Source organism: Klebsiella sp. C239, from assembly GCF_048822715.1.
In the GTDB taxonomy this organism is placed as follows: domain Bacteria; phylum Pseudomonadota; class Gammaproteobacteria; order Enterobacterales; family Enterobacteriaceae; genus Klebsiella; species Klebsiella quasipneumoniae.
This window is the reverse complement of record NZ_JBMEZK010000001.1, coordinates 478,350-494,830: the sequence shown is the minus strand read 5'-3', so window position 1 is coordinate 494,830 and position 16,481 is coordinate 478,350. Positions and strand designations below refer to the sequence as shown.

At 57.8% G+C, this 16,481-nt stretch carries 15 protein-coding genes and 1 other annotated feature; of the genes, 9 read left to right on the top strand and 6 right to left on the bottom strand.

What is annotated here, in order from left to right; translation table 11 throughout:
• Nucleotides 1–126: 126 nt before the first annotated feature.
• From hisL to hisIE, 9 genes are all read left to right on the top strand, one after another.
• Complete coding sequence (hisL, locus tag ACOI6Z_RS02230; protein WP_004899375.1) at nt 127–177, top strand: his operon leader peptide; 51 nt, start codon at nt 127–129, stop codon at nt 175–177.
• Nucleotides 153–275, top strand: a sequence feature (His leader region). Its footprint overlaps the gene before it by 25 nt.
• A gap of 47 nt (nt 276–322) precedes the next feature.
• Entirely contained in the window at nt 323–1,222 is a 900-nt protein-coding gene (gene hisG, locus ACOI6Z_RS02225; RefSeq protein WP_023290356.1) for an ATP phosphoribosyltransferase, read from the top strand.
• A gap of 39 nt (nt 1,223–1,261) precedes the next feature.
• A complete protein-coding gene (gene hisD, locus ACOI6Z_RS02220; protein WP_086076367.1) occupies nt 1,262–2,566 on the top strand; it encodes a histidinol dehydrogenase in 1,305 nt (434 codons plus the stop codon).
• Nucleotides 2,563–3,624, top strand: a complete 1,062-nt coding sequence (gene hisC / locus ACOI6Z_RS02215; protein WP_420686864.1) for a histidinol-phosphate transaminase — start codon at nt 2,563–2,565, stop codon at nt 3,622–3,624. Before hisD ends, hisC begins: the two co-directional genes overlap by 4 nt.
• Nucleotides 3,621–4,688 (top strand): bifunctional histidinol-phosphatase/imidazoleglycerol-phosphate dehydratase HisB, encoded by a 1,068-nt coding sequence (gene hisB / locus ACOI6Z_RS02210; protein WP_017899706.1) that lies wholly within the window; start codon nt 3,621–3,623, stop codon nt 4,686–4,688. Before hisC ends, hisB begins: the two co-directional genes overlap by 4 nt.
• Complete coding sequence (gene hisH, locus ACOI6Z_RS02205) at nt 4,688–5,278, top strand: imidazole glycerol phosphate synthase subunit HisH (protein ID WP_002912227.1); 591 nt, start codon at nt 4,688–4,690, stop codon at nt 5,276–5,278. Before hisB ends, hisH begins: the two co-directional genes overlap by 1 nt.
• A complete protein-coding gene (gene hisA / locus ACOI6Z_RS02200; RefSeq protein WP_072413431.1) occupies nt 5,278–6,015 on the top strand; it encodes a 1-(5-phosphoribosyl)-5-[(5-phosphoribosylamino)methylideneamino]imidazole-4-carboxamide isomerase in 738 nt (245 codons plus the stop codon). Before hisH ends, hisA begins: the two co-directional genes overlap by 1 nt.
• Nucleotides 5,997–6,773, top strand: coding sequence for an imidazole glycerol phosphate synthase subunit HisF (hisF, locus tag ACOI6Z_RS02195; protein ID WP_032453444.1), 777 nt, complete (start codon nt 5,997–5,999; stop codon nt 6,771–6,773). Before hisA ends, hisF begins: the two co-directional genes overlap by 19 nt.
• Nucleotides 6,767–7,363, top strand: coding sequence for a bifunctional phosphoribosyl-AMP cyclohydrolase/phosphoribosyl-ATP diphosphatase HisIE (gene hisIE / locus ACOI6Z_RS02190; protein ID WP_023290360.1), 597 nt, complete (start codon nt 6,767–6,769; stop codon nt 7,361–7,363). The genes hisF and hisIE overlap by 7 nt, the downstream gene beginning before the upstream one ends.
• A 38-nt stretch (nt 7,364–7,401) precedes the next feature.
• Here hisIE and wbdC read toward each other — a convergent pair whose 3' ends face one another.
• From wbdC to wzm, 6 genes are read right to left on the bottom strand one after another with little or no spacing between them, the layout of a single operon-like run.
• Nucleotides 7,402–8,517, bottom strand: coding sequence for an N-acetyl-alpha-D-glucosaminyl-diphospho-ditrans,octacis-undecaprenol 3-alpha-mannosyltransferase WbdC (gene wbdC / locus ACOI6Z_RS02185; protein ID WP_044524108.1), 1,116 nt, complete (start codon nt 8,515–8,517; stop codon nt 7,402–7,404).
• A gap of 9 nt (nt 8,518–8,526) precedes the next feature.
• Nucleotides 8,527–9,672 carry a glycosyltransferase family 4 protein gene (locus ACOI6Z_RS02180; protein ID WP_008804110.1) on the bottom strand — a complete coding sequence of 382 codons (1,146 nt, stop codon included), beginning with the start codon at nt 9,670–9,672 and terminating at the stop codon, nt 8,527–8,529.
• A 46-nt stretch (nt 9,673–9,718) separates the two neighbouring features.
• Complete coding sequence (gene wbdA, locus ACOI6Z_RS02175; RefSeq protein ID WP_080901752.1) at nt 9,719–12,241, bottom strand: polymannosyl GlcNAc-diphospho-ditrans,octacis-undecaprenol 2,3-alpha-mannosylpolymerase WbdA; 2,523 nt, start codon at nt 12,239–12,241, stop codon at nt 9,719–9,721.
• Between the two features lie 10 nt (nt 12,242–12,251).
• A complete protein-coding gene (locus tag ACOI6Z_RS02170) occupies nt 12,252–14,378 on the bottom strand; it encodes a methyltransferase domain-containing protein (protein WP_420686860.1) in 2,127 nt (708 codons plus the stop codon).
• Between the two features lie 19 nt (nt 14,379–14,397).
• The gene (gene wzt / locus ACOI6Z_RS02165) at nt 14,398–15,693 is read right to left on the bottom strand and encodes an O9 family O-antigen export ABC transporter ATP-binding subunit (protein ID WP_072413436.1); all 1,296 of its coding nucleotides are present in this window, start codon (nt 15,691–15,693) and stop codon (nt 14,398–14,400) included.
• 2 nt (nt 15,694–15,695) lie between these two features.
• The gene (gene wzm, locus ACOI6Z_RS02160; protein WP_004203602.1) at nt 15,696–16,481 is read right to left on the bottom strand and encodes an O9 family O-antigen export ABC transporter permease subunit; all 786 of its coding nucleotides are present in this window, start codon (nt 16,479–16,481) and stop codon (nt 15,696–15,698) included.

Sequence of the window (16,481 nt, the reverse complement as noted above, 5' to 3'; positions counted from 1 at the left end):
CGGCAACTGACAATTTCTTCGCTCAATGTGAAATGAATTAATGATAGAAAAAAGCCCTTGCTTTCTGCGGCGAAAGTGGTTTAGGTTAAAGGACATCAAATGCATAGTCATTCACAGAGAATTTTTATGAACCGCGTTCAATTTAAACACCACCATCATCACCATCATCCTGACTAGTCTTTCAGGCGATGTGTGCTGGAAGACATTTGGATCTTCCAGTGGTGCATGAACGCGCAGAGAGCCCCCGGAAGATTCACTTCCGGGGGCTTTTTTTTGGACCAAATTCGGACAGATTCAGACAGGTATTCAGAGGAAAAGAACAATGTTAGACAACACCCGTTTACGCATAGCTATTCAGAAATCAGGCCGTTTAAGCGAAGATTCACGCGAATTACTCAGCCGCTGCGGCATTAAAGTCAATTTGCACACCCAGCGTCTGATTGCGCTGGCGGAAAATATGCCAATCGACATTCTGCGCGTGCGTGATGACGATATCCCGGGCCTGGTGATGGACGGTGTTGTCGACCTCGGCATTATCGGCGAAAACGTGCTGGAAGAAGAGCTGCTCAGCCGCCGCGCCCAGGGCGAAGACCCGCGCTATTTCACCCTGCGTCGCCTGGACTTCGGCGGCTGCCGCCTGTCGCTGGCGACCCCGGTGGATGAAGCCTGGAACGGCCCGGCGGCGCTGGACGGCAAACGTATCGCCACCTCTTACCCGCACCTGCTGAAGCGTTACCTCGATCAAAAAGGTATCTCCTTTAAATCCTGTCTGCTGAACGGCTCCGTGGAAGTGGCGCCGCGCGCCGGCCTCGCCGACGCCATCTGCGACCTCGTCTCCACCGGCGCCACCCTGGAAGCCAACGGCCTGCGCGAAGTGGAAGTGATCTACCGCTCCAAAGCCTGCCTGATCCAGCGCGACGGCGAAATGGACGACGCCAAACAGCAGCTGATTGACCGCCTGCTGACCCGTATTCAGGGCGTGATCCAGGCCCGCGAGTCGAAATACATCATGATGCACGCCCCGACCGAACGTCTGGAAGAAGTGGTTGCCCTGCTGCCGGGCGCCGAACGGCCAACCATTCTGCCGCTGGCGGGCGACAAGCAGCGCGTGGCGATGCACATGGTCAGCAGCGAAACCCTGTTCTGGGAGACCATGGAAAAACTGAAGGCGCTGGGCGCCAGCTCCATTCTGGTGCTGCCGATTGAGAAGATGATGGAGTAATCGGCCAGCCGGTCACGGGACACACAGGGGAAAACAATCATGAGCTTCAACACAATCATCGACTGGAACGGCTGTAGCGCAGACCAACAGCAACAACTCTTGACGCGCCCGGCGATTTCCGCCTCCGACAGCATCAGTAAAACGGTGGCGGAGATCCTCGATAACGTCAAAGCCAACGGCGACGCGGCGCTGCGCGAATACAGCGCGAAGTTTGATAAAACCACCGTCGCCGCGCTGCAGGTGAGCGAGGCGGAGATCGCCGCCGCCGGCGAGCGCCTCAGCGACGAGCTGAAGCAGGCGATGGCGGTGGCGGTGCAAAACATCGAGACCTTCCACAACGCGCAACAGCTGCAGGCGGTGGATGTCGAAACGCTGCCGGGGGTGCGCTGCCAGCAGGTGACCCGCCCTATCGCCTCCGTCGGGCTGTATATTCCGGGCGGCTCGGCGCCGCTGTTCTCCACGGTGCTGATGCTGGCGACGCCGGCGCGCATCGCCGGCTGTCAGCAGGTGGTGCTCTGCTCGCCGCCGCCGATCGCCGATGAGATCCTCTACGCCGCGCAGCTGTGCGGCGTGAAAACCATCTTTAACGTCGGCGGCGCGCAGGCCATCGCCGCCCTCGCCCTCGGTACCGAGTCGGTGCCGAAGGTGGATAAAATCTTTGGCCCGGGTAACGCTTACGTCACGGAAGCCAAACGCCAGGTCAGCCAGCGTCTGGACGGCGCGGCCATCGACATGCCGGCCGGCCCGTCGGAAGTGCTGGTGATCGCCGACAGCGGCGCCAACCCGGACTTTGTCGCCTCTGACCTGCTGTCCCAAGCGGAACACGGCCCGGACTCGCAGGTGATCCTCCTGACCCCGGACGCCGGGATGGGCAGCCGCGTCGCCGAGGCCGTGGAGCGCCAGCTGGCCGCCCTGCCTCGCGCCGAAACCGCCCGCGTGGCGCTCTCCGCCAGCCGGATCATCGTGGCCCGCGACCTGGCGCAGTGCGTGGCTATCTCCAACCAGTATGGCCCGGAACACCTGATCATTCAGACCCGTCAGGCCCGCGAGCTGGTGGACAGCATCACCAGCGCCGGTTCGGTTTTTCTTGGCGACTGGTCGCCGGAATCCGCGGGCGACTACGCCTCGGGCACCAACCACGTCCTGCCGACCTATGGCTATACCGCCACCTGTTCGAGCCTCGGCCTGGCCGACTTCCAGAAGCGGATGACCGTGCAGGAGCTGTCGCGCGACGGCTTTGCCGCCCTCGCTTCGACGATTGAGATTCTGGCCGCCGCCGAGCGCCTTGACGCCCACAAAAACGCCGTAACGCTGCGCGTTGCCGCCCTGAAGGAGCAAGCATGAGCATTGAAGATTTAGCCCGCGCCAACGTCCGCGCGCTGACCCCGTATCAATCCGCTCGCCGCCTGGGCGGGAAAGGCGACGTCTGGCTGAACGCTAACGAATTCCCCACCGCCGTGGCCTTCCAGCTTACCGAGCAGACGCTGAACCGCTACCCGGAGCCGCAGCCGAAGGCGGTGATTGAGAACTACGCCCGCTACGCCGGGGTTAAACCGGAGCAGGTACTGGTCAGCCGCGGCGCCGACGAAGGCATTGAGCTGCTGATCCGCGCCTTCTGCGAGCCAGGCGAAGACGCGGTGCTCTACTGCCCGCCCACCTACGGCATGTACAGCGTCAGCGCCGAGACCATCGGCGTCGAATGCCGCACCGTGCCGACGCTGGCCGACTGGCAGCTCGACCTGCCGGGCATTGAGGCAAAGCTGGACGGGGTGAAAGTGGTCTTCGTCTGCAGCCCGAACAACCCGACCGGGCAGATTATCGACCCGCAGTCGATGCGCGACCTGCTGGAGATGACCCGCGGCAAAGCCATCGTGGTGGCCGACGAAGCCTATATTGAATTCTGCCCGCAGGCGACGCTCGCCGGCTGGCTCAGCGACTACCCGCACCTGGTGGTGCTGCGCACGCTGTCCAAAGCCTTTGCCCTCGCCGGCCTGCGCTGCGGCTTCACCCTCGCCAACGCCGAGGTGATTAACGTGCTGCTGAAAGTGATCGCGCCGTACCCGCTCTCCACGCCGGTGGCCGATATCGCCGCCCAGGCGCTGAGCGCGGAAGGGATCGCCGCGATGCGTCAGAGCGTGGCGCAGATCCTCGACGAGCGCCGCTACCTGGTGGAACAGCTGCGCGGCATCGCCTGCGTGGAGCAGGTCTTCGATTCTGAGACCAACTACGTCCTGGCGCGAATAACCGCCTCCAGCGCAGTGTTTAAATCTTTGTGGGATCAGGGCATTATCTTACGTGACCAGAATAAACAACCTTCATTGAGCGGCTGTTTGCGTATCACTATCGGTACCCGTGCCGAGAGCCAGCGCGTGATTGACGCCTTGACTGCGGAGAATGTATGACCCAGAAGTATCTCTTTATTGACCGTGACGGCACCCTGATTTCCGAACCGCCGGTAGATTTCCAGGTGGACCGTTTCGACAAGCTGGCGTTCGAGCCGCAGGTGATCCCGGCGCTGCTGAAGCTGCAGCAGGAAGGCTATAAGCTGGTGATGATCACCAACCAGGACGGTCTGGGTACCGACAGCCTGCCGCAGGAGGCGTTTGATGGCCCACACAACCTGATGATGCAGATCTTCGCCTCGCAGGGCGTTAACTTTGAGGAAGTGCTGATTTGTCCGCACTTCCCGGGCGACAACTGCGCCTGCCGCAAGCCGAAAACCCAGCTGGTACTGCCGTGGCTGGAAGAAGGCGTGCTGGATAAAGCCCACAGCTACGTGATTGGCGACCGGGCCACCGACCTTGAGCTGGCGGATAACATGGGGATTATCGGTCTGCGCTATGACCGCGAGACCCTGAACTGGCCGACCATCTGCGAGCAGCTGACCCGCCGCGACCGCTATGCCCACGTCGAGCGCATCACCAAAGAGACCCAGGTGGATGTGAAAGTGTGGCTGGACCGCGAAGGCGGCAGCAAGATCCACACCGGCGTCGGCTTTTTTGACCATATGCTCGACCAAATCGCCACCCATGGCGGCTTCCGCATGGAGGTCAACGTCGGCGGCGATCTGTACATCGACGATCACCACACGGTGGAAGATACCGGCCTGGCCCTCGGCGAAGCCCTGAAGCTGGCGCTCGGCGACAAGCGCGGCATCAACCGCTTCGGCTTCGTGCTGCCGATGGACGAGTGTCTCGCCCGCTGCGCGCTGGATATCTCCGGCCGTCCGCACCTGGAGTATAAGGCGGACTTCACCTATCAGCGCGTTGGCGATCTGAGCACCGAGATGGTGGAACACTTCTTCCGCTCGCTCTCTTACACCATGGCGGTGACGCTGCACCTGAAAACCAAGGGCAAGAACGATCACCACCGCGTGGAGAGCCTGTTCAAAGCCTTTGGCCGTACGCTGCGCCAGGCGATCCGCGTCCAGGGCGATGCCCTGCCGTCTTCCAAAGGGGTGCTGTAATGAATGTGGTGATCCTTGATACCGGGTGCGCCAACCTCAATTCGGTGAAATCGGCGATTGGCCGCCACGGCTATGAGCCGGTGGTCAGCCGCGATCCGGAGGTGGTATTGCGTGCCGATAAACTGTTTCTTCCCGGCGTCGGCACCGCCCAGGCGGCGATGGACCAGCTGCGCGACCGCGAGCTGATCGACCTGATCAAAGCCTGTACCCAGCCGGTGCTGGGTATCTGCCTGGGCATGCAGCTGCTCGGCAAGCGCAGCGAAGAGAACAACGGCGTCGATCTGCTGGGCATTATCGAGGAAGAGGTGCCGAAGATGACCGACCACGGCCTGCCGCTGCCGCACATGGGCTGGAACCGGGTGTATGCCAAAGCGGGCGATCGTCTGTTCCGCGGCATTGAAGAAGGCGCGTATTTCTACTTCGTCCACAGCTACGCCATGCCGGTCAACCCGTACACCATCGCCCAGTGCAATTACGGCGAGGCGTTTACCGCCGCGGTGCAGAAAGATAACTTCTTTGGCGTGCAGTTCCACCCGGAGCGCTCCGGGAGCGCCGGGGCGCAGCTGCTGAAAAACTTCCTGGAGATGTGATGATTATTCCTGCGTTAGATTTAATCGACGGCACCGTCGTTCGTCTCCACCAGGGCGATTACGGCCAGCAGCGCGACTACGGCAGCGATCCGCTGCCGCGCCTGCAGTCCTATGCCGCTCAGGGGGCGGAAGTCCTGCACCTGGTCGACCTGACCGGGGCGAAGGATCCGGCGAAGCGCCAGATCCCGCTGCTGAAATCGCTGGTCGCCGGCGTTGACGTCCCGGTGCAGGTCGGCGGCGGCGTGCGGACCGAGGCGGATGTCGCGGCCCTGCTTGACGCCGGCGTCGCCCGCGTGGTGGTCGGCTCCACCGCGGTGAAATCCCCGGAGGAAGTGAAAGGCTGGTTTAAACGCTTTGGCCCTGAACGGCTGGTGCTGGCCCTCGACGTGCGTATCGACGCCGACGGCAATAAGCAGGTGGCGGTCAGCGGCTGGCAGGAGAACTCCGGCGTGACCCTGGAGGAGCTGGTGGCGAGCTATCTGCCGGTCGGCCTGCAGCATGTGCTGTGCACCGATATCTCCCGTGACGGCACGCTGGCGGGCTCCAACGTCTCGCTGTATGAGGAAGTCTGCGCCCGCTACCCGCAGGTGGCGTTTCAGTCATCCGGCGGCATCGGCGATCTCAATGATATTGCCGCCCTGCGCGGCACCGGGGTGCGCGGCGTGATTGTCGGTCGCGCGCTGCTGGAAGGTAAATTCAACGTAACGGAGGCCATTCAATGCTGGCAAAACGGATAATCCCCTGCCTCGACGTCCGCGACGGCCAGGTAGTGAAAGGCGTGCAGTTCCGTAATCACGAGATCATCGGCGACATCGTCCCGCTGGCCAAGCGCTATGCCGACGAAGGCGCCGACGAGCTGGTGTTCTATGATATCACCGCCTCCAGCGACGGCCGGGTGGTCGACAAGAGCTGGGTGTCGCGGGTGGCGGAAGTGATTGATATTCCTTTCTGCGTGGCGGGCGGGATCAAGTCGCTGGAAGACGCGGCGCAGATCCTCTCCTTTGGCGCCGATAAGATCTCGATTAACTCCCCTGCCCTCGCCGACCCGACGCTGATCACCCGCCTTGCCGACCGCTTTGGCGTGCAGTGCATTGTGGTGGGGATTGATACCTGGTTTGATGCAGAGACCGGCAAATATCACGTCAATCAGTACACCGGCGACGAGAGCCGCACCCGGGTGACGCAGTGGGAAACCCTCGACTGGGTGGAGGAAGTGCAGAAGCGCGGCGCGGGCGAGATCGTCCTCAATATGATGAACCAGGACGGGGTGCGCAACGGCTACGATCTGCAGCAGCTGGCGAAGGTTCGCGCGGTGTGCCATGTGCCGCTGATCGCCTCCGGCGGCGCGGGCACCATGGAACACTTCCTCGAAGCCTTCCGCGACGCCAACGTTGACGGCGCGCTGGCGGCCTCGGTATTCCACAAACAGATTATTAATATTGGCGAACTGAAAGCGTACCTGGCGGCACAGGGCGTGGAGATAAGGGTATGTTGACTGAACAGCTGGACTGGGAAAAAACGGACGGCATGATGCCGGCCATCGTGCAGCACGCCGTATCCGGCGAAGTGCTGATGCTGGGCTACATGAACAAGGAGGCGCTGGAGAAAACCGAAGCCACCGGCAAGGTCACCTTTTACTCACGCACCAAACAGCGGCTGTGGACCAAGGGTGAAACCTCGGGCCATGTCCTCAACGTAGTGAGCATCACGCCGGACTGCGACAACGATACGCTGCTGGTGCTGGTGAACCCGATCGGGCCGACCTGCCACAAAGGCACCACCAGCTGCTTCGGCGACGCCGGCCACCAGTGGCTGTTCCTCTATCAGCTGGAGCAGCTGCTGGCCGAGCGTAAGCACGCCGACCCGGAGAGCTCCTACACGGCGAAGCTGTATGCCAGCGGCACCAAGCGCATTGCGCAGAAAGTGGGGGAAGAAGGCGTGGAGACTGCGCTGGCCGCCACGGTGAACGACCGCTTCGAGCTGAAGAATGAGGCGTCGGACCTGATGTATCACCTGCTGGTGCTGCTGCAGGACCAGGGGCTGGATCTCGGGGAAGTGATTGATAATCTGAAAAGTCGTCACTAACGCGTTGACCCCCGCCGCAACGGCGGGGGTAGCTGGCCTCAGGATTTGCTTTCCAGCAGCGTAGTGTAGAGATTGACGTAAGCGTCAATCATATGGTCGGCAGTAAACATCTCTTCAAACCGACGACGCGAGTTTTCGCCATAGCGGCTGGCGGTTTCATCGTTATGCCAGAGCTCATTCATCGCCTCCACCAGCGCCTGGCTGTCATTCGGCGGGATCACGCAGCCATTCACTTTGTCCTGATTAATGAACGAGGTCCCGGTGCCGATCTCGCAGGAGATCAGCGGCCTGGCGAAGCGCGCGCCTTCCAGTAACGTAATGCCAAACGCCTCGGAGCGCAGATGCGAGGGGAAGACCACGCCACGGCAGAGCTGGAAGAGAATGTATTTATCTTCGTCGTTGAGCATGCCGGTAAACACCACATTGCTCAGCCCGCGCTGCTGCGCTTCACGACGCACTTCCGCCTCCAGCGGCCCGCCCCCGACGATCACCACCGGCAGCCGGCTACGCTCGGCGGCATCCAGCAGAATGTGCAGCCCTTTGTAGTAGCGGAAAGCGCCGACGAAGAGGAAGAAGTTATCGCCGACGGTTTCCCGCCAGTGCGCCACCCGCTGCGGATCGTGCTGCACGTCGTGCTGCTCCAGACCAAACGGGATCACCACGGTTTTATCCTGATATTTTTTCAGGGTCTGGCTGGAGGCCACGTAGTTGGGAGACGAGGCGACAATGCAGTCTACGCTGGCGAGGAATCGCTCCTGCAGCGGCTGGTACAGCTTCATCAACCGTTTTTGTTTCACAATATCAGAGTGATAGGTCACCACCGTTCTGGCGTCAGGCCGCGCCGAGAGATGCAACATATCCATGAATGGAAACGGAAAATGGTAGTTGATGATGTCGTAATCATCTTTAATCTGCTTAAAACGCTTTAACGCTCTCAGCGAAAACGGCGTGGAGGCAATTTCAAAAAGCTGCTTATTATAAATGACCCGATGGTCTTCGTAGGCGACAGGTCCTGTCTCTTTGTCCGGGCTAAAAGTAAATACATCGGCTGCGATTCCCCGGCGGGCGCAGCCCTGACTGAGCTGATAAATGACCTGCTCAATACCGCCGTAGGTATCGGGATAGTAGGTCTTATAGACGTGTAGAACTCTCAACTGACACCCTTAGAGTAATTTATAGGCGTTAATGGTCTGGGTCGTACAGTTCTCCCACGAAAACTGTTTCGCCTGGGCAAGACCGCGCGCGGTGGCGATTTCCCGCCAGCTATCATCCTGCAGGCTCTGCAAAATATGCGCGCTAATCGCGTCTACATCATTAGGATCGGCAACGAGGCCGGCATCGCCAACCACCTCAGGCAAAGAAGTGACATTGGAACATACTACCGGCACACCGCAAGACATCGCTTCAAGAATAGGTAAACCGAATCCCTCATAGAAGGAGGGATAAACAAAGGTTCTGGCCGCCGCGTACAGATAAGGCAAGTCTTCATCCGGGACATAGCCCAGGTAACGGATCCACCCTTCTCGCGTACCGCGCTCGACTAACTGCCACAGCACATCGTCTTCCCAGCCGCGATAACCGCTGAGGATCAGCGGGTAGCGCATGCGGGTCTCCATCGGCAGCAGCTGATAGGCCTGCAGCAAACCGCGGATATTTTTACGCGGCTCCATGGTGCCGATATACAACGCGTAGCCCTGCCACGCCAGCTGATATTTCTGCAGGACCGGCAGGCACTCCGCCGGGCTGCGCGGAATATAGTCGCTGCTGCAGGCCAGCTTGGTGGTGACGATCCGATCCGCCGGATAGTTGAACAGGCGGATGATTTCACTGCGCGAGAAGTCAGAGACGGTCAGGATCAGCTTTGCCGAATCCAGGCTCTCGTGCAGGGACTTCTCCATATAGCGAACCCGATCTTTTGGATGATATTCCGGGCAGGTAAAAATGGAGATGTCATGAAACGTGGTCACGGCGCGTTCCAGGCGATGCGGCAGATAAAAATTGGGACCATGGTAGATGTAATCTTTATAGTCGCGCAATGCCCATGCCTGGCGCCGCGGGTGCAGCAGACGATACGCCTCAATCAGCAGCGGCTGGCGGCGCAGAAACGCCGACAGACGACCATGATTGCTGGCTTTGGTATCGCTTTTATTCTCAACCTGGGGGATCTGATCGATAAACGACGCGCCGTGAAACAGCTTCAGCTCTTCGATTTCGCGAGCGACCGCCAGCCGCTTAACCAGCTCCAGGGAATACCGACCGATGCCCGTTAATGGGTATTTAATTGGCTCAGTAGCAAAAATAATTTTCATAACGAACTCATCACAAGGGCCACCGGGGCGGCCCTGTTGATAGCGATTATTGCTTCGCGGCTGGCGCGATAATCGGCAGGTTTTTCAGGAGAAATTCCGCGCTCTGCTTCCAGGTTAACCAGTTGATATTTTCGGAGCGAGGATGCGCGTTTTGCTCATACAGGGCTAACCAGTCTTCGACGGCCTTCGCGATGTCGGCCGGCGCTTCCCCGGAGAAATACCAGGCATGTTCCTGAGCAATCTCTTTAAACACCGGGATATCGCGGATAATCACCGGCAGCTTTTTCTGCGCCGCTTCAATCAACGGCAGGCCAAAGCCCTCCCCCTGCGAGGCAAAGATCAGCGCGCGTGAACGAGCATATAGCTCGGCCAAAAACTCGTCGCTGATATTCTGCAGCCAGAACAGCTTTTTGTTCAGCTGCGGATGATGGCGTAATTTTTCGCACAAGCTGTCAACGTTCCAGCCCTGTTTGCCGACGATAAACAAGTTGTACTCTTTGCCCTCGCGCCACAGCTCCTCGAAGGCGGCCAGCGTCTGGGCGTGGCCTTTGCGCGGCTCCATGGTGCCAACCATGATAAATGACGGGGCTGCGGCCATCGTGGCTAACAGCGCCTGTGCATTGTCCGGCATACCAGTGGACGGTACGCTGGCATCGAGGTCGGCGCCCAGATGGAAGTTGCTGACGGTCAGCAGCGGATTCGGTTTCACCCAATGGCTATTTTCCGCAATCCACGCTTTCACATCCTCGGCGACACTGGCAGAGACGCAGATCAGCCGGTCGGCATGCTCTGCGAGGCAGGACAGCCAGATCGGGAATTCACGCTGAATGCCTTCGATACTCCACTCCGGTCGACGTAATGGCAAAATATCATGCACCACGAAGCAGGCGAACGCCCCGGCGGCGCGCATGCTGTCAATTTGCGTCACCACCTCCGGGAAGAGATGCGCGGTCAGATCGGTGGCGATCAGAATATCATCTTTGCTGAACAGCACCGGCTCGTCGGCACCATATTCGCCCGGGAAGTTACTGGACAGATATTGGTTGGCGTAGCGATAACACTCGCCTGGGGTGTAGTAGACGGCGGAAACCTCATAACCCGGCACGCCGGATTTCAGTAATTCGCTAAGAATACTGCGCGAGACGCGCTGGATCCCGGTCTTCGCGTCATGCTTCGCCAGAACCGAAATATCCACCAGCAGCTTGCGGGTATGGCGCTTAAAGCCGTTGCGCGCAACCGCCCACGCCAGACCCAGACGGTCGACTTCGCTCAGCGCATCAATTTTCTGCATCGTCTGAATGCGCGAGGCGGTCACGCCTTCCACCTGCCCGGCATGCGCCTCTTTGGACGACTGCAGCAGGCGAGTGAAACCCTCGATCGCCAGATGGGCGGTGTTGGCCCAGGAGAATTTGGCCGACTGCGTCAGGGCATGCGCCTTCAGCTCACGGTAAAACGCCTCATCGGTCAGCGCCTTCTCCATCACCCGGCGAATATCCTGCACGTCATGCGGATTGAACATGGCATCTTCCCAGCCAATGACTTCCGGCAGGCTGGTAATGTTTGAACCTAAGGTCGCCGCCCCGCAGCGCATCGCTTCCAGCGGCGGCAGGCCGAAACCTTCATGCAGCGACGGGAACACAAACAGTTTGCACAGGTTGTACAGGGCAATCAGATCGTCGTCGGTCAGGAAGCCGGTAAAGATAAGCTGGCTGCGTGACAGGCCATAGCTTTCCGCCAGACGCAGAATCCGCTCCAGATCCTCCGGGTGCACCTTATACGCCAGCACCATCGGATAGCGCTGCTGCAATTCGGCAGGCAGCATGCTATAGGCGTGAATAAGCGCTTCGATGTTTTTTCGCGGCTCGATCATCGCCAGCGTCAGAATAAACTCATCGGGCAGGCTGTATTTGTCTTTTAAAGACTGAATACGCTCGGCGGAATAGTCGATAACCGCAAACTCTTCCCCCACCGCCGAGGAGATGTTCAGCACTCGATCGCTGGCGATGTCGGTATATTCGATCACTTCCTGGGCCGCCGACTGCGAAATAGCGAAGATCGCGTCCGCCCGCTCAAACTCCGCCAGCTTGTTCATATAAAACTCGCGGAAATTCGGATCGCCGAGATAACGCTCTTTATTTAACAGCGGGATCAGATCGTGGCATACGCACACTGTCTTCCACGGCACATTGTCCGCCGGAATGGACACGGTATAACTATCCCCATGGCCTTCGAAGAAGCTAATAACATAGACAATATCAGGCGCGATATTGGCGATAGCGATATCGCGGGCCGCCTGGGCGGCTTTGCTACGGCCGTGGTTATCAATATTGCAATAGGCCGTTGGCGCAACGGCGGAGAAGATGAACATATCCTCGTCCGCCAGCAGGTCCCGATAGGCCATTTTTACATCATTAATATTGTCAATGGGATACATACCATTGATCAGAATACTGACGCGATGCTCGCCGGCATTTTCAATAATGGCGCGGCTCATGGCCAGGGTACTGCGACCGATACCGCGGAATTTACTTTCCGACTGGTAACCCTGGACATCAATCAAAATATGCAAGTTAATCTCCTTATTTATTTTTCGTTAGTTTGAGATAAATTTCATAAACCTCCGGAGGTAAAAGCTCCGGATGCATCACTTGCAGCTCAGTCTGCGATAAAATTTGCGCATCAGCCTGATACTGGCTGTGCGGCAGCGGATTCATACGACGATACAAACGGTAGGCCGGCTGATAAAGGCCCAGCTTATGTAACCCATTTACCGCGGTATGTTTTACCTTCGGATGTTTTCTCATAAACGAGAAAACAAACCGCAGGACGCGTTTAATAAAATGTTTACAACGCTGCACGAAACCATACTGCCTCAGCAAATGGATCTGCAGTCCAATATAACGATAACCCTTGGTCATTCTCCAGGAACGGCTGCGATGGATTTTTTCAATCTCCTGGCGAAGCTGCTGGTTTTCGTTATGTAAATGGTGAATCTCCCGGTTAGCGGCTTCCAGTCGCTGGAGGAGCTCAGCGGTTTCCGGCGGCAGCTCGGGCTGAATGTCAGCCTGGGCGTGCGCTTGTGCCGACTCCAGCAGCGCGGTCAGCTGCGCCATATTCTCAGTCAGCCAGCTCAGCTCATGGCTGACTTCCACTGGCTGTTGCGCTTTCTCGACTAACGCACCCTGTGCCGCCTGCAGCTGAACGATCTGTTGCTCCAGGGCATGGATTTCCCCACGCATCGCCTCCGAGCCGGCGCTTTCATTGCGCACCCGGGACTGGAGCTCCAGCAGCACCGTCTCCTGAGCGATGATCCACTGCTCCGTCGCCCCACGCTGCTGTTCAGCTGACGGCAGTTTCGCTTTCTTGTCGAACAGCGCTAACAGCAGGGCAAAGTTCCAGCTGTCAACCGGCTCCTGCCAGACCGCATACAGCCAGTTTGACCACGGCTGCGGCAGGTTGAACGGATGCACGGGCGCCGAGCGCCAGAAACCGTTTATGTTTTTGTTTTCGGCAAACAGCTCGTTCACAAACACGAAAAACGACTGGACAAGGTTTGTCGGCCAGCTGCAGTCCTGTGGGGTGGTGACGATAGAGCCGAAGTCGATTAAACGGGCATGCTGCCGGGCATCGACCATCACGTTCCATGGGCGCACATCGTCATGCCAGAACCCTTGCTTCTCCAGCGCCGCTAAGGAACGGAGCAAGGTGCCAAGGATTTTTTCACGATCGATCTCTTCCCCAGCCGCCAGCATATCGCTCAGCAAGCTACCCGGGAGCTTTTCCATCACCAGCCAGCCAGACTGGGCGTTTTCGCCGTGGGCCAGTAATGCTGGCGCGTCAAAGCCCGCTGGCGGTTGCGCCAGGAACTTTATTTCATTATGCAGTTCATGTTTATTACGCTGGCTCTCTTCCGCCGTCAGGATGCCGTGGGGCATGTCGTAATAGAAAAACTTGCACACATAATCTTCGCCAAAGAAGTAGCGACGGCTGCGCTTATGCGCCAGACCGGCCCCGGCATAGGGCTGATTTTGCCAGTGCTGGAACGGCTGATTAAAATCGTTGAGCAGCACCCGGTGGTTGCTGACCAGGTACATCGGGCGCGGAACGGGGGATAAATGGGTATCAAACTCGCCAATCAGGCGATAAAACGCGCACTGCTCAATCAGTTCGCGCGGATCGTCCGGCTGAGAAACGCCCCAGTAGAGCGGTTCTTCTTTCACCGCCAGCTCAAGGATCACCGCCTGGGTGACATCCGCCAGGCGCGAGAGCAGACGTTTAACTTCATCGATACCATGAAGATGAACAATATGGTGAAACACGCTTAAGCCAATGGCCAGATCAAACTCGCCCTCTTCCAGCGCGGCGATCACCTCTTCAATTCTGCCTACCCGGAATTCGGCGGCAAAGTCGGGGTTTTCTTCGGCCAGCGCGCGGCACACGTTAATATTTTCCTGCTGGAAATCGATACCAACGATAGTCGCGCCTTTGCTTGCCAGGCTCAGGCTGAAAAAGCCCTGAGCGCAGCCCAGATCGAGAACTTTAAGCGGGCGGCCCAGCGCGCGGGATAAGTTATCGTACTGTTCGGTAATCAAATCGAGACGTTGATTACAATCGCGAGCGGCGTCGCCATCCCACTCGGGATGGCCAAAAATAGTTTGATAAATCTCAGGTAATTCGCTAACCAGCGTGTTTAAGTTTTTAGTCATGGAATCGTTTTTCTCAACGTCATTGGTAGCTAGTAAAGGACGACTTAAGATCGATGACACCCCAAAAATCCATGCTCTTGGTCACATGTAAAATAATGGAGTCGTAACGTCTGTCCAGCGGCGTCATATCCGTCTGCGGGTTGCCGGCAGAGATACCAAATGACAGCAGGTAATCGCCACTGTTTAAATCCACCGGAAGGCTAAATTTAAACACCCGAACATCGCCGCGGGAAACCGAAATATTCTCGCGCCCTTCTGAGGCGAGAAAGGAGTTGGTTCCGTAGAGGAATAAGCCATCGAGGGTCTTAATCAGGATGCCTGGCACCACGCAATCAAAATCGTATTCAAACACGACCTTCATCAGAAAATCGGTCTGCTGATTGCCCGTCAGCGAGGGCGGAAAATCAACCCCGGCGCTCTGAATATGGTAATCGATGATTTTCGCGCCCCCCTGCCCCCAGCGATACTCTTCCGGACGGTAGCCTGGTCGCGTGTGGTACACATCTTCAATCTCATCAAGCGACATCTGGCTTTCGCCACTGGCTGACGAGGTAGCCGTTTCGCTTTTCCTGGCGCTGTCTTTATCAGGTTTGCCAAACAGCTCATCCAGGTAACGGTTGGTCACGTCACGGGCGGTGCCGTCCATGCAAATGTCACCATTTTTGAGGAAGATGGCGCGGTCGCAGTGTTTGACGATATCCCCGGCGCTGTGGGAAACCAGCAGCAGCGTGGTGCCCTGCTTTTTGAAGTCCGCAATGCGGGCGTAGCACTTCGCCTGAAAGCGGGAGTCACCAACGGAGAGCGCTTCATCGACGATCAGAATATCCGGGCGAGAAGCGGTGGCCACGGCGAACGCCAGGCGCATTTGCATGCCGCTGGAATAGATGCGCACCGGCTCTTCAATGTAGTCGCCGATATCCGCAAAGGCTTCGATCTCCGGCATTAAGCGCTCGATCTCTTCCCGGCTCAGGCCCATCATCAGCCCGGACATATACACGTTCTGCCGGCCGGTAAAGTCGGGATGGAACCCCATGCCCAGCTCCAGCAGCGCAGCGACGCGCCCCTGGATCTCAATGTTGCCTTTGGTGGGCTGGGTGGTGCCGGTCAGCAGCTTCAGCAACGTACTTTTACCTGCGCCGTTCACCCCGACAATACCGACTGCTTCACCGGGTTCGATGCTGAAATTGATGTCTTTTAACACCCATTTTTTGCTGTGCCGCGGCTTATCGCCCGGCAGCAGTTTCTCAATGACCCGGTTCCATTTGGATGGGTAATATTTATACGCCTTGCCGACGTGCTGAACTTTGATACTCATGATTAAATCTCGTCCACAATATCAGCGGCATGTTTTTTAAATAAACGCCAGGCAAATAAAAACAGAATGACCGACACCACCGTGACCGGAAGCAGCGCCATCCAGTCAGGGCTCTGGTGATAGAGCATCACATTCTGGTAGGAACCGATAATGGTCGCCATCGGGTTATAGGCCAGCAGGCCTGATACCCATTCCGGCAGCGTTTTGGACACGTAAACAATAGGCGTAAACCAGAACCAAAACTGCAGCAGAATATTGACGAACTGGCCGATGTCGCGGACAAAAACGTTCAGCACGCCGAGGATAATCCCCAGGCCCAGGGTAAACAGCATCTGGACGATCAGCACCGGAATGATTTCAAAGAAAATCATGCCCGGGAAATTCCCCGTGACGATCAGAAACAGCACAAACAGACCGAAAATGATCAGAAAGTTAATGAACGCCGAAGCGGTGACAATGATCGGTAAACAGATCCGCGGAAAGCTGAGCTTTTTAAGAATGTTAGCGTTGGTAAGAAAAACGTTGACCAGACTGTTAAGCGTTTCCGTGAACAGCCCCCAGGTTAACACCCCGGAACAGAGGTAGATGCTATAGGCAAAAGGGCCGTCCATGCCCGCCAGGCGGGCACGCATTAATTCAGAAAAGATTAATGTATAGACGGAAATCATGGCGATCGGCTGCAAGATCAGCCATGCCGCGCCTAAAAAGCTGGTCTGGTAACGGGACTGAAAGTCCCGTTTAACGCTGTCAATAATAAAGCCACGGTAGCGATAGATCGCTGAAAACAT

Excerpts from the sequence above, each read along its gene's own strand:
- hisG (WP_023290356.1), top strand. The coding sequence starts at position 323 with ATGTTAGACAACACCCGTTTACGCATAGCTATTCAGAAATCAGGCCGT.
- hisD (WP_086076367.1), top strand. The coding sequence starts at position 1,262 with ATGAGCTTCAACACAATCATCGACTGGAACGGCTGTAGCGCAGACCAA.
- hisC (WP_420686864.1), top strand. The coding sequence starts at position 2,563 with ATGAGCATTGAAGATTTAGCCCGCGCCAACGTCCGCGCGCTGACCCCG.
- hisB (WP_017899706.1), top strand. The coding sequence starts at position 3,621 with ATGACCCAGAAGTATCTCTTTATTGACCGTGACGGCACCCTGATTTCC.
- hisH (WP_002912227.1), top strand. The coding sequence starts at position 4,688 with ATGAATGTGGTGATCCTTGATACCGGGTGCGCCAACCTCAATTCGGTG.
- hisA (WP_072413431.1), top strand. The coding sequence starts at position 5,278 with ATGATTATTCCTGCGTTAGATTTAATCGACGGCACCGTCGTTCGTCTC.
- hisF (WP_032453444.1), top strand. The coding sequence starts at position 5,997 with ATGCTGGCAAAACGGATAATCCCCTGCCTCGACGTCCGCGACGGCCAG.
- hisIE (WP_023290360.1), top strand. The coding sequence starts at position 6,767 with ATGTTGACTGAACAGCTGGACTGGGAAAAAACGGACGGCATGATGCCG.
- ACOI6Z_RS02180 (WP_008804110.1), bottom strand. The coding sequence starts at position 9,672 with ATGAAAATTATTTTTGCTACTGAGCCAATTAAATACCCATTAACGGGC.
- ACOI6Z_RS02170 (WP_420686860.1), bottom strand. The coding sequence starts at position 14,378 with ATGACTAAAAACTTAAACACGCTGGTTAGCGAATTACCTGAGATTTAT.
- wzt (WP_072413436.1), bottom strand. The coding sequence starts at position 15,693 with ATGAGTATCAAAGTTCAGCACGTCGGCAAGGCGTATAAATATTACCCA.
- wzm (WP_004203602.1), bottom strand. The coding sequence starts at position 16,481 with ATGTTTTCAGCGATCTATCGCTACCGTGGCTTTATTATTGACAGCGTT.